The sequence below is a fragment of the Photobacterium makurazakiensis genome (assembly GCF_050336715.1).
Lineage (GTDB): Bacteria > Pseudomonadota > Gammaproteobacteria > Enterobacterales > Vibrionaceae > Photobacterium > Photobacterium makurazakiensis.
Genome location: NZ_JAKJSJ010000015.1, coordinates 1 through 13,037, shown reverse-complemented (window position 1 = coordinate 13,037; position 13,037 = coordinate 1). Strand labels below are relative to the sequence as shown.

Annotated in this window: 12 protein-coding genes; 3 read left to right on the top strand and 9 right to left on the bottom strand. The window is 41.9% G+C overall.

Annotated elements, in window-relative coordinates:
• Positions 1-87: 87 nt before the first annotated feature.
• Positions 88-843 (top strand): uroporphyrinogen-III C-methyltransferase, encoded by a 756-nt coding sequence (cobA, locus tag L4D09_RS07320; RefSeq protein ID WP_428456836.1) that lies wholly within the window; start codon positions 88-90, stop codon positions 841-843.
• A 74-nt stretch (positions 844-917) separates the two neighbouring features.
• Here the strand turns inward: cobA and L4D09_RS07315 are convergent, their stop codons facing one another.
• On the bottom strand, positions 918-1,340 hold the full coding sequence (locus L4D09_RS07315) for a DUF6691 family protein (protein WP_428456835.1): 423 nt from the start codon (positions 1,338-1,340) through the stop codon (positions 918-920).
• Between the two features lie 15 nt (positions 1,341-1,355).
• A complete protein-coding gene (locus L4D09_RS07310) occupies positions 1,356-1,775 on the bottom strand; it encodes a YeeE/YedE family protein (RefSeq protein ID WP_428456924.1) in 420 nt (139 codons plus the stop codon).
• 181 nt (positions 1,776-1,956) lie between these two features.
• Here L4D09_RS07310 and L4D09_RS07305 point away from each other — a divergent pair, with 181 nt between their 5' ends.
• A complete protein-coding gene (locus L4D09_RS07305; protein ID WP_428456834.1) occupies positions 1,957-3,609 on the top strand; it encodes an FAD-dependent oxidoreductase in 1,653 nt (550 codons plus the stop codon).
• A 66-nt stretch (positions 3,610-3,675) separates the two neighbouring features.
• On the opposite strand, the gene L4D09_RS07300 is transcribed toward L4D09_RS07305, so the two are convergent.
• Together L4D09_RS07300 and L4D09_RS07295 are read right to left on the bottom strand one after the other, a co-directional pair.
• Positions 3,676-4,905, bottom strand: coding sequence for a hypothetical protein (locus L4D09_RS07300; protein WP_428456833.1), 1,230 nt, complete (start codon positions 4,903-4,905; stop codon positions 3,676-3,678).
• A gap of 313 nt (positions 4,906-5,218) precedes the next feature.
• Complete coding sequence (locus L4D09_RS07295; RefSeq protein ID WP_428456832.1) at positions 5,219-5,602, bottom strand: DUF805 domain-containing protein; 384 nt, start codon at positions 5,600-5,602, stop codon at positions 5,219-5,221.
• 192 nt (positions 5,603-5,794) lie between these two features.
• Between L4D09_RS07295 and L4D09_RS07290 the strand changes: the two genes are divergently transcribed.
• Complete coding sequence (locus tag L4D09_RS07290; RefSeq protein WP_428456831.1) at positions 5,795-6,160, top strand: YcgJ family protein; 366 nt, start codon at positions 5,795-5,797, stop codon at positions 6,158-6,160.
• A gap of 112 nt (positions 6,161-6,272) precedes the next feature.
• On the opposite strand, the gene L4D09_RS07285 is transcribed toward L4D09_RS07290, so the two are convergent.
• The 5 genes from L4D09_RS07285 to L4D09_RS07265 all read right to left on the bottom strand — a co-directional run.
• A complete protein-coding gene (locus tag L4D09_RS07285; RefSeq protein ID WP_428456830.1) occupies positions 6,273-7,547 on the bottom strand; it encodes a glycosyltransferase in 1,275 nt (424 codons plus the stop codon).
• Between the two features lie 238 nt (positions 7,548-7,785).
• Complete coding sequence (locus L4D09_RS07280) at positions 7,786-9,000, bottom strand: hypothetical protein (RefSeq protein ID WP_428456829.1); 1,215 nt, start codon at positions 8,998-9,000, stop codon at positions 7,786-7,788.
• A complete protein-coding gene (locus L4D09_RS07275; protein WP_428456828.1) occupies positions 8,997-10,379 on the bottom strand; it encodes a DUF3131 domain-containing protein in 1,383 nt (460 codons plus the stop codon). Before L4D09_RS07275 ends, L4D09_RS07280 begins: the two co-directional genes overlap by 4 nt.
• Positions 10,380-10,408: 29 nt before the next feature.
• Positions 10,409-11,803, bottom strand: coding sequence for a DUF3131 domain-containing protein (locus tag L4D09_RS07270; protein WP_428456827.1), 1,395 nt, complete (start codon positions 11,801-11,803; stop codon positions 10,409-10,411).
• A 26-nt stretch (positions 11,804-11,829) separates the two neighbouring features.
• Positions 11,830-13,037: DUF3131 domain-containing protein (locus L4D09_RS07265; RefSeq protein WP_428456826.1), on the bottom strand; the 1,208-nt coding region annotated here is incomplete at its 5' end.

The window sequence follows — 13,037 nt, the reverse complement described above, 5'->3', positions numbered from 1 at the left end:
TTTTTTGGCTATAAAAAGTGATAACTCATTAAGATAGTTTGCTCAGTTTGACTCTTTATATCCAAATTTGAATAAATAGGCGTTGCCATGACTACCAATCACACATCGTTAAACAACGGCTTTGTTTCACTTGTCGGTGCCGGCCCTGGTGACCCAGATTTATTGACAGTAAAGGGCTTAAAAGTTATCCAAGCTGCTAACGTTGTGGTCTACGACCGACTGGTTTCTAAAGACATATTAGCACTGGCAGATAAGTCGGCTGAGATGATTTATGTCGGAAAAAAATTAGACTTTCACTGCGTGCCGCAAGAGCAAATTAACCAAATTCTTGTCGATAAAGCAAAAGAAGGGAAACGTGTTGTTCGCCTAAAAGGTGGCGACTCATTTATTTTTGGCCGTGGCGGCGAAGAACTAGAAGAGCTAGCTAAGCACGGAATTAAATTCGACGTCGTTCCGGGTATAACTGCAGCTGCTGGGGCAACGGCTTATGCTGGTATCCCTCTAACACATCGCGACCACGCACAAAGCGTACAATTTATTACTGGTCACGTCCAAAAAGACGGACGCGAAATCGAGTGGACTTCTCTAGCACAATCAAATAATACGCTAGTGTTCTACATGGGGCTTAAGCAGAGCGGCCACATCAGTGACAAACTCATCACGCATGGTTTAGCGCCCGATACTCCATGCGCAATTATAGAAAATGGTACCCGCCCAGAACAACGTGTATTAACGGGTAACTTAGCAACACTACCAGAACTCGCCAGTACTGCGGCTAGCCCTGCATTGATAGTTATCGGCAGCGTGACAACGTTAAGCCACTCATTACAGTGGTTTAATTAATAGTCACAATATTAAATCAAGCAATGGGCACATTACGTGCCCTTGTTACTGTCACAACAATTAATGCTAAATGCTTATTCTCGTTTCTTTTTAATCATGTCTGCAGCAAACATACCTATAAGCATTGCAACAATAAATACGAGCATTGAAGGATTCAATCCAGATACCGAGGTAACAGCAGGTCCAGGGCAAATACCAGCAATGCCCCAGCCCAAACCGAAAAGCCCAGCACCAATCACTAACGGTTTATCAATTAAACTATGGGTCGCCACTTTGAATTCAGCTTCACAGATAGGCTTTTCCCTCGGTTTGATAAAAAGAAAATAGGAAGGCATAAATACGGCTAACGCTCCACCCATTACAAACGCCAAGCTTGKGTCCCAATTGCCTGCAATATCAAGAAAGCCAATCACGCGATGTGGGTCAACCATGCCTGACACCATCATTCCTAAACCAAAAAGTAATCCAGAAATCAGTGCAATAATTTTTGATGCCATGATGTTTTTGCCTTTTTAAATTAAATGTAAACGAACAAAAACCGTTAGCATTGCAACAGCCATAAAGGTACAAGTTGCAGCAATAGAACGCGTTGATAGCCTTCCCATGCCGCAGATCCCATGCCCACTTGTGCAACCATTACCAAGTTTGCTCCCTATCCCAACCAACAAACCAGCAATTGCGACCCAAAACCAAGACGAAACAGGCAGTATTTCTGGTACATCAAAGCCGATAAATGGCGCGATAGCACCACTAATCACCATGCCTATCACAAACAAAACCCGCCAGTTTGTCTCGCCGTTCTTCGGTGTGAGTAAGCCCGATACGATGCCGCTTATCCCCGCAATTCGCCCATTCATCACCAATAATAAAACCGCTGAAATACCCAGCAGCATCCCACCAAATAATGCATCCCATGGAATACTAAAACTCATCATTTCCTTTACCCGTTCAACTGTCTATATATTAGAGGTTACTAAATAATAAAATTTAGTCAACACTAATTAAGCAAAGATTAAATTAGCTTACTCTAATTTAATCTTTTATCGTATTCAGATACAATGCTGAGATTACAAATCGTGGAATCCCTCTTTTCTGAGGTTAATGGAGATAATGATGACAAAGATTCTGATAGTTGGTGGCGTGGCAGGTGGAGCGTCTGCGGCAGCAAGAGCGAGACGTTTAAGCGAAGATGCTGAAATTATCATGTTTGAGCGTGGTGAATTTGTGTCATTTGCCAACTGCGGACTGCCATACCACATTGGTGGCGATATTCAGGATCGCAGTAAGTTACTTCTACAGACCCCAGCCAGCTTTCTTGCTCGATTTAACGTCGACGTTCGTGTAATGAATGAAGTTATAGGGGTTGACCGTGAAAAGAAAAGTGTCACTGTAAGAAATACGCTCGATAACAGTGAATACCAAGAAAGCTATGACTTTCTACTGCTAAGCCCTGGCGCTGCGCCAATCATTCCTAATATTGCAGGCATCAACAACCCGTTAACCCATTCCCTGCGCAACATTCCGGATATGGACAAGATCATCAAAACCATTGAGATCAATAAACCCAAACATGTCACAGTGGTTGGTGGCGGTTTTATTGGGCTCGAAATGATGGAAGCATTCCACCAGCTGGGGATCAATACGTCACTGATTGAAATGGCGGATCAAATCATGACTCCGGTTGATCGTGAGATGGCAGGCTTTATCCATCAAGAGATCAAAGACAAAGGTGTTGATCTTCATTTAAATATTGCTCTAGAGTCTGTGCTGCATAACTCAGATCAACAAAGCTTGACTCTAACGCTCAATAACGGCGACACATTAGATACAGGAATGCTTATCATGGCGATTGGTGTTCGCCCTGAAACAAAACTTGCCGTTGAAGCAGGTTTAAAAATTGGTGAGCTTGGGGGGATTCAAACCAACGAATTCATGCAAACCAATGATCCTTCAATCTATGCTGTTGGTGATGCGATTGAAGAAAAAGACTTCGTTACAGGTGAGCAAACACTGGTACCGTTAGCTGGCCCAGCTAACCGCCAGGGCCGGATGGCTGCTGATAATATGTTGGGGCGCAGCGAAAGCTACCAAGGCACTCAGGGTACAGCAATATGCAAAGTATTTGATTTTGCCATTGCCTCAACCGGTAAAAACGAAAAGCAGCTAAAACGCGACAATATCCGCTATGAAAAGGCATACGTGCATACTGCGAGCCACGCAAGTTACTACCCAGGCGCTGAAGTCGTCTCTTTCAAGTTGCTGTTTGATCCTGAGAGCGGCAAAATTTTAGGTGCACAAGCAGCAGGTAAAGACGGTGTCGATAAACGAATTGATATCATGGCTGTGGCCCAGCGCGCAGGAATGACCATCGAACAGCTTCAGCATCTTGAGCTAACCTATGCACCGCCTTTCGGTAGTGCTAAAGATGTAATAAACCAAGCTGCATTTGTGGCAAATAACATCATCAAAGGCGACTCAACCCCCATTCATTTCGATGAAATTGATGACTTAACCGACAATCAGTTACTGCTTGATGTTCGTAACCCCGGTGAACTAAAAACTGTCGGCTATCTCGAAGGTGCTATCAACATCCCAGTCGATCAGCTACGTGATCGTATGAACGAGCTACCTAAAGACAAAGAAATTGTTATTTACTGCCAGGTTGGATTACGCGGTAACGTAGCCTATCGCCAGTTAGTCAATAATGGCTATAAGGCGCGTAACCTCATTGGTGGCTACCGTACTTATAAGTTTGCAAAAGCTTAACTAATTACTATTAAAACAATAAAACCCAGAGGTATCCTCTGGGTTTTATTTTTAACATTTCAGAGACTAGTAACCCGAAGAGTTTGAAGAGCTAGAGTAGTAGTGGGTGCTAGTAGACGATTGATAGGAATGCCCGTCATCAGATTTCGATGAATAACTTTCATATCTATCGTACTGTTTGTTGTCATCTTTTCTGTCATCATAACGACGGTCTTTATAGTAATGATGACGATACCAATTTTTCCAATAGGTTGGCTTTTTCATTTTCTCCAGATCAATAATGAACAAGCAGTCGAAGTAAATAGGATCACCGACTCCACCACCAAAGCCTGACATATCTACCATACCTGATAGTCGTGCTGTCCCTTTATGCCACCAATAATCACCACTGGTTTTAATTACACTGTTTTGATCACTTGAAGCACCTGTAATATGAGTAATACTCTGACCCTCAGGGGTAACCGTATCTTGCAATACAGGCTGAACCGTCGTTAAGCCTCTAGTCACGACTAGACCATCAGGTAAGTAAAAGAAAGTTGTACCAATTAACTTTAGTCCCTCGCCATCGGGGGTGACTTCTGATAAACAGTCCGTTGCGCTACCAATCACCTCACCATCAGCAATGTTCTGTACATCAACATCAAAACAAATCGCGGGATCAGGGTATTTATCACCATCAATATCTGGCACTTCTCCTTCATACATATCACCAGAACCAATAAGCCTTACTGCCAGACGTTTACTGGTATCTTCTTCATCGCCATAGCTATCGTCTGAGTGAGAGTAATCTGAATCGTCACTATTCCCGTAGCCACCACCTGAGTGTGAATAATCCGAGCCACCACTATCACCGTAGCCACCACCTGAGTGTGAATAATCCGAGTCACCACTATCACCGTAGCCACCACCACCTGAGTGTGAATAACCCGAACCACCACTGTTACCGTAGCCATCACCACCTGAACTTGAATAATCCGAGCCACCGCTGTTACCGTAGCCATAGCCATCATCTGACTGTGAATAATCCGAGCCACCACTGTTGCCGTAGCCATCACCACCTGAGCTTGAATAATCAGAATCACTACTATCACCGTAGCTATCATCATTCTCATACTCATCATACGAGCCATAGCCGTACTTATGACCTTTACCGCTGTTACCTTTGCCACTGTTAGTACCCTGCCCACTGTAATACGACTCATCGTCATCTTTGTCGTATTTACCAGAAGCTAAGCCTTGAGTGGAAAAGCCAATAAACACAGCTAGCAAGGTAAGTGTTATCTTGTTAATTTTCATTCTGATACTCCAAGACAATCTGTAGCATCTTATAAATTTTATTAGCCAACTTAAAACAGCCTTAATCTCGGTATAGCATCACCGATAAGGCACATATGTATAATTACCTGATTAAGTGTAGAAGAGTGAATGATATGTCTTTTTATGTGGGATTATGCAGATATAAAGTGTATGCCTATGTTTGGTAAGAGTATAATGAACTGATGGATGTCATTATTAGATGAAAGAATCTGTCTCTATTCTCATAAATAAGAATGCTTTCTTATTTTAAATACTCAGAATGTTATCCAAGTAACTTCACTGGCAAGGAATACTAAATGCTCATGTGTACTGATCCTTCATGTTTAGGGTTTGGACCATACGCATTACTACTCACTTCACTGTCTTGTATAAAAAAGAAAATCAAAACCAGCACACCAATAACCGGAATTAAGCCCAATAATAACCACCAGCCCTTCTTGCCTGTATCATGCAAACGTCGAACACTAACAGCCAGTGTCGGTACTAATACTGCTAGCGAATAGATAACCCCCAACACACCCCCACCTGAATCTGCTGGATTAATAAACCATTGATTTATCATCTGAAGCGCAAAGCTAATAAGCATATTAATTAATATAAAGTACCAATACTCTTGTCTGCGCGCCCGCCCAGTAAACACCGCGTACTTTTTAAGTACATATAAATACCAGTTCATTGCTCTATCCTTTCTTTTGATATTACTAAGCTTATATGATGTTCGATTTTGGAATTGGCTCACTATCGAGCAAACACCTGAATCCCTATCTGAATAGCCCAAATACGATCATCTTTTCTCTGAAAGGTTACATTCGCTTGTCAAAGAAACACTATCCTTAACAGCATCAACAATCGGCTAACTGGTTACATTATGAGAATTGCCTTACTGCTTATCTTGCACGTGTTATTTTTTCTCAGTTATGGCCTTGTGCAAGCACAAGTTTCATTATCTGAACATGTATACTCACCTGATGATGGTGTTATTTGCGACGATAAAGCAGGGTTTTGTGTCGATAGTTATGGTATTTCTATGGCATTTACTAAAGAGTACTTAGGCCAAGAGGCGCAAGATAAAATGATGAAAATCATCAATGATGTAGGCAGTGATAATTTTGACACTACACGTTACTCGTTAAGCAATAAAGTTTACTGTGATTCAGAACAAAGGCAGTGCCTTGAAGACCGTTTTTCTGACATTGAAGCTACAGAATATAATGATCTTTTATTTCCAGATTAATTTATCGATTATAGTTATCACTCAGAGCAAAAACGCGTAGAGAATATCTACGCGTTTTATCATCTTTATCTTTTTCCTACATTGTCATTTTAACTTTATCGTGGAAAAGCTATTAAACTGTTTCTGCTTGCAGCTGTTTCATTTCTATTAACCACGTTTCTAGTTGTGTGGGTGACAATATTAGCGGATCGCCTAATTGGGCATCTTCAACATCAACCAACTCTGGCGGCAAAGTATTGATGATTAGCTCCAAGTCTTCATGGCTTTTGATTTGCTTCTCGAAAACCGTTGCCATATGCGCATTATGATCAATGTCGCGGTCTTGCGCGGCTTTTGCTAACCCACTTAGCAAGGTATACCACGTAGTCATTGGGCCTTGAACAATCGATGCGGATTCTGCCGCAGAGTCAATAAAAGCAAAAGGCACCGTCTGCAATTCAAAATCACCTTTCATTGCAGCAAAAATCCAATCGGTATCAAAAGAAAAGTCATATACCGATGGTGCAGCAAGAATGGCTTTAATTACCTCTTTATCATAAAGCTTGAATGCAGCTTGGGTGTCTTTAATACCATTAGAAAAAATCGCTCGACCTAGCATTCGCTGCATATGTCGTAATGTTTTAATTCCAACCCCCCAACGCTCTTCCTGCTTAATTAAAATTGAATCTGGGTGTTTACGATTACCGAGGACAACCTTTGCATTATCATTAACATACGGTTTGAGTAGTAACCCTAATTGACCAAGGTGAACTGAGTTATCAGCATCGGTATAAGCGACACAGTCGACACGATCTTCAAGGGCTTTCTGACAACCATAAATAATTGCGCCACCCTTACGGGATTCATCAGCATTAGCTAAATTAGCTAAAGGGCCAACTTGAGTGGGTAAAGCATCAGCCAAACGCAATACTGTTACTTTATCCTTATCGGGGTGATCACTTAAAATACTTTCAGAAATTTCAGCACTACCATGCGGGCAGCCGTCATCAACAGGATATAAATGCCAATCAACGGCAGTTCCTTGAGTAACCCAATTTAACTGGTTAATTTTGGCCTTTAATGAATCTTCACCATTTGGATTCGAAACTGTTTTTTCATTTAGTCGATTATGTTCGCCCCACATAGCGAAGACAACACCAACCGTTAATGGTTGATTCAACTTCAAAATATAGCGGCGAGACTCCACTAATTTTACCGCAAGACGAAACTCTAGAGGCTGGGGCTTAGATGAAAGTAACTCTTGATAAAAACTGGTTGGGATATCCTTTAGGCAATAAAGCGTATTGGCTAACGCTAGCAGCCTTTTTTGATGACTTGAATCGGTTAAATCAAAGTAATCACTTGCTTCAGTCAAAGCCTTTTGTACAATTTTCTCTGATGCTGTCATTGCCTATTCCTTCTGACTAACTCCTTTAAACACTCGCCCACAACAACAACGGGGCTTAAGTTAATCATAGTAATAGGGGTAATAAAGACAAAAAAATTACACAACAGATTTCATATGTTTATACCTGCATCACACTGCTTGTGTTATATGAGATCATAAAGTAGCGGTATATACAGGACTAATAAAAGTAGAGGTATATAATCTATGCGTTAAGGGGGGAATATAAACTTGATACCTTTTAATTCTGGCCTTCTGTAACTGGTGCAAAACTTCTTCTTTGTATCGCTTCAACACCACGGCTATCTGAGCTATCAAGGTTTGCCCGAGGGATAATGGTTGTATTGGATTCATTAAGCTTTGTAGTTTCTTTTTCATCTAAAGGATCAGCAATTGCCTCAGCCGTCGTTACTGGAACAACTGCCTGTTCGTCAAACTCTAATGCTTCAATCGGTGTGGCAATGACAGCGTCTTCAGCACCGACTTCTATAGCATCTATTTCGATGACCGCCTCTTCAACCTTCACTATTTTAACCGGGCCTTTCTTTAATTGTTCATCTGCTGCTAACCTAGCATCTGGGGCAATAATAATGCCTTTACTCATCACAGGGACCGTATCAAGCTTACTACCAGCATCCGTTACAATTAAGTGCCGAGTAACAGAAGACTCCGTATCAATTACCTCCACTTTCTCAGTGCTTAATTTCTGTGTTTCAGCTTCAGCGCCTTGGGTCAGCTCTAAGTTTTTCTCTTTTACTTTGTCAGGAACGGCTTCTAGAGTGGGCTCAACAACCGGCACAAATTGTTGCTCATTACTGAAGGTTTTATTTAGCCCGCTGAGCTTTTTTCCTCCAGCCCTTGGTTGATAAACATTCACAGGTTTTTGTATAGGTGCAGATTGGGTGTTTGATGGTACTTGGTAATCTCTTGCATCTTGTAGGCCAAGCTTAGGGCTTTTAAATCGGTACAAACCGAGTTTTTCATCCCAAATTTGTAATGTTGTTAGTTCTTGTTGCCACTCGGCATCAATACTTGATGCTAAATCAGCCACCTGTAGTTGAGTCGATAGCAAGGTGTTTGCCCTTTCATATCGACGATGCAGTTTCTTGCGCATTTGATCCCAGTTCGTACCGCCAGTCATCAAATAACGTGTACTATCCGCCCAGTATTGATAAGCATCGGCATTATTGGCTTTATCCGCAGCAACAGCTGCCAAGGCTTCTGATAAACCCGCATATTGCCACATCCGTTTACGGCCGAGCTTCGCTTCTGAACTCAAGAAAATAATGGTTAATCGATGCCATTGTTCTGATGCTTGCTCATAACGTCCAAGGCTCGCCAAATGAGTGGCCTTACTATAGTGCGACAGAGCCACATCAACCGTTGCGGCATGGCTGATTATTGCCGGCAGCCAAGCAAAAGCGATGATTATTATAAATCTGCATATTGCTCTCATCGGAACGTCTCCACTAAGCACCTTCCTGGGTGGTAAAAGCGAGAGTCGAACTGTACATCACGAAACTCTCTTTCCCCACGCGGTTTATAAAGCTTACCATTAGCTTTATACAATAATGCTTCCATCACCCCTGCATTCGTTTGAAGGGTAATACTCTTTTCATAACTACTGGTTAATTCATAGCGCCCTTCATACCAACCACGATCAGGATCATAGAGCTCTCTGACTAGAGTCATTAACCGCGTAGTGTAATCTGTCTTCCACAGAGCCCACATCTGAAACGCAACTCGTGTTGATACAAGTGCTTTTTCGTCATGATCGCTACCATCTTCAGCAATAGTGATCCACGGCGTCCCTAGCGCATAAATGCTATCGTATACAAAATACGGTTCTCCCGTAACAACATGCTCGCCTCGGGCGGTATATATTCTGTCTTGATCCCAGCGTGATTCCTGTATGCGATAAACTGAATCCGCCATAGCGGCAAGCACCTCATTACTATGAACTGAGTCACTGGACGACTTATCGTTTATTTTGTCCCAGTTAAACTCCATACCCAGCAACAAATACGGCGTGCTATAAACTGGCCGGAGTACATCGTAATGACGAGGGTCTCGTCCATCAAACAGCAAATCGATACCATTGATTGTGATCACTTCATAAGGGTCAAGCATCATGGCTTTCTCTGGTACGATTTTCCAATCTAGATAACCATATGCGGTATATTCTTCAATGCCTAAGCGTCCTTCCTTAAAACGATGGACTTGCCCGTCATTGATTGCTCCCCCATATAATTCACCTTCTTCAGTCACTAATTCACAGAAGTTCCAGCGTAATACCGCTTTATCTATATACTCTGAAAATTCTGGATTTCGTTGCTTGGTCATTGCCAATACAATTAATAGTCGACCAATGTCTATTGATGACCAACCAAGCTCTCCTGGTTGATTGGTATAATCCACCATCTGGCCAGTACCTGTGCTATAGACCTTATTCGGAACCCCTGTTAAACCAAGAGGCATTTCATTTAGAAAGCTTAATATCAGCGTCAAGCGTTCATCGTGCTCTTTGCTGGTAATAAATTGAAATTCTTGAGCGGCCATTAAGGCCATAAGGTAGTCAGCGAGGTTAGATAAATTTGTTGTCGGGTAATTGTCGATCGAATTCACTAATCCAGTAGTAAGATCAGTGTTGTTTTCAACATACGTCCACGCAATTTCAGCCCATTCCAGCTCTTGCTCTGTCAGCTCGCCATAGCGTCCTTGACGAATAACTTGCGATTCATTCATGCTTGTCATGCCACTTTGTACCCCCTGATAAACTACCCCGCATGATGCGAGGTAGAATACAGAACCTACAATTACCGCTTTTCTCAACATCTACATCCTTTTAACTGAGAAGAAACAGCTTATTGCTGTCGTTTTTTCCGCGGTAAACATTGGCCTTCATAGCCAAATGGTGACTCCAACGCTTTCTCCCATAAGCTTGGCGCTACGTTATCCTGATATTGCAGAAGCTTCCCCTGAGCTTTATACAATAGAATTTCTAATGTAATACCGTTATTGTTCGACGTAAAGGTCTCAATTAAACCTGTGCCATTTTCGAAGATCCCTTCATAAAAGCCTTTCTCGCGGTCATACAAATGCGAAATGTGGTCAAACAATAAATCGGTATATTCGGTCTCCCATAGTACCCACATCCCCATTGCACCTTTAATGGCAACAGCCGAGAATTGAGGCAAATAATCACCGGTTTCAGAAATGGTATTCCAAGCAAAACCATCAGTATAAATAGTGTCATACACGAAATATGGTGGTCCCGCTAACTGGTGCTCAGTACGCGCAGTAATGATACCCGTTCGCTTATAACGCTCTTCTTGTACGCGGTATATTTGCAAGCCAAATTCAGCAATCCAATCACTCGAATAGTTATAATCATGGGGAGAACGGTCGTCAAACTCATCCCAACCAAGTTCAATACCATCAAGAACATAGCTTTCTGTTACGACATAGCTGTGTGCTTTTAGCTTTCGTGGGTCACGAGTGTCATAAGGAATATCATAGCCATATAAGTTAATGGTGCTATAAGGTTCAGCTAATGAAGCTTGCGTTGTATCAAACCCCCAAAGTTGAAAGCCTTTCGCCGCATACTCTTCGTAGCCTAAGCGCCCTTCTTGCAAGTACTGTACGGGTTTGTCTTTTTCAAGCAGCGCCCCAAACATCGTGCCATTTTCATCGATGACATTACAATAGTTCCAGCGCAGCATGACAGAATCAATGCCTGTTGCATACTCAGGATAGCGGTGCTTTATGATATGAAGCCAAATAAGTAAGCGACCAAGGTCTAAGGCTGAATAGCCAATCTCACCAGGCTGGTTACCATAGTCTACTTTCGCTGCCGTCTGAGTATTGTAAGCCTTGTTAGGAAGCTCATTTTGGAACAAGTCCAATGTATTTAAGGTTGTTAACAGACGAATAAATCGTCGGTCAAATTCCTCTTTTTCAATAATGCCTAGTTCGTAGACACTAACCATGCCAGCTAAATAAGAAGCTGTATCCCACAATGTAACAGACGGATAGTTATTTACCGCATTTACTAACCCGGTTGATTCCTGATAGTTATTTTCAAAATACTTCCAGGCAATTCGAGCCATATCCATTTCTTTTTCTGTCAATGGCCCCTGACGAGGTTTAGGCGTCGACCAATGATTCTTTCGCTCTACAACATCCTCAGAAAAACTATTGTATTTATTACCGCAACCGGTAGCCAACACCCCTAAAAGGCAAACAATGATATAACGCATACGACACTCCCTATCACAGTTGCGGTTTACTTATCACCAACACTCAGCAATGCTCCGTTTTCGATATAAGCCAAAGACTCAAGAACAATACCATTTGTATTTGCTGTAACTGCTTTATTTATTCGTCCATCAACTTCGTAACGACCTGAATACCACCCCTTATCTTCAGAAAACAATTCTTTTGCATCATCAATAAGTAAGCCTGTATATGGTGTATCATAAAGTGCATACCAACCAAATGCTGCTTTAGTCGATAGTGTTTTCAAATGCGAGGCATCGTCGCCCTGATCTGAAATCGCATTCCACGCTTTACCATCAGAGAAAACCGTGTTGTATACGAAGTAAGGAGCTTCATCGACATTATCCTCACTCACTGCGGTTAATATGCCAGTACGGTTATAGCGATTCTCTTGCGCTTTATAAACTCGGTGTGAAAATATTTTCGACACGCTATCTGCACCAAATTCTAAGCTATCAAGAATATAAGACTCACTCACCACATAGTTATGTGCATGGAACCTTGCAGGGTCACGTAAATCCGTAGGAATATCAACACCATCAATTTCCACCAATTCAAGGTAATCGATATATTTCATTGCATTAAATACATCACGCCCCATCAAAGACATAGCTTTAGATGCATACTCCTCATAGCCGATACGCCCTTCTTGAACCAACTCCATGCCGTCATCTTTCTTTGAAGGACGGGAACCATATAAGTAGCCATCTTTAATCATGACACTTACATCCCAGTGGTTCAGTACATCGTTCACATGTTTATTAAACTGAGGATACTGCCAGACCATAATATTTAGAGGTACAAGAATACGTCCAATATCAATCGCAGACCAACCAATACCATTTTCCACAGGTTGGTTAGCATAATCTACCATTTGTAACGTTTGGGTGTTGTACGCTTTATTAGGAAGCTTACCATCAATAAGCGGTAATCTAGCCAAGGTATGAAGTGCCTTTTCCATCCGTAACTCAAATTGAGATTTACTGATCACATTTAATTTTTCGGCTGCTAAGAGCCCCATTAAATATGATGCGGTATCCCACATCGTAGTAGAAGGGTAACCATCAACCGAGTTAACTAGCCCTGTATTTTCTTGATAATTATTTTCAAAATATGTCCATGCCGTATTCGCCCACACAAACTCATCTTCGTTGAGTACGCGATTTTCACGAATTGGTATTTCTTCTTGTGACTCAAACGTTATATTACCTAAGA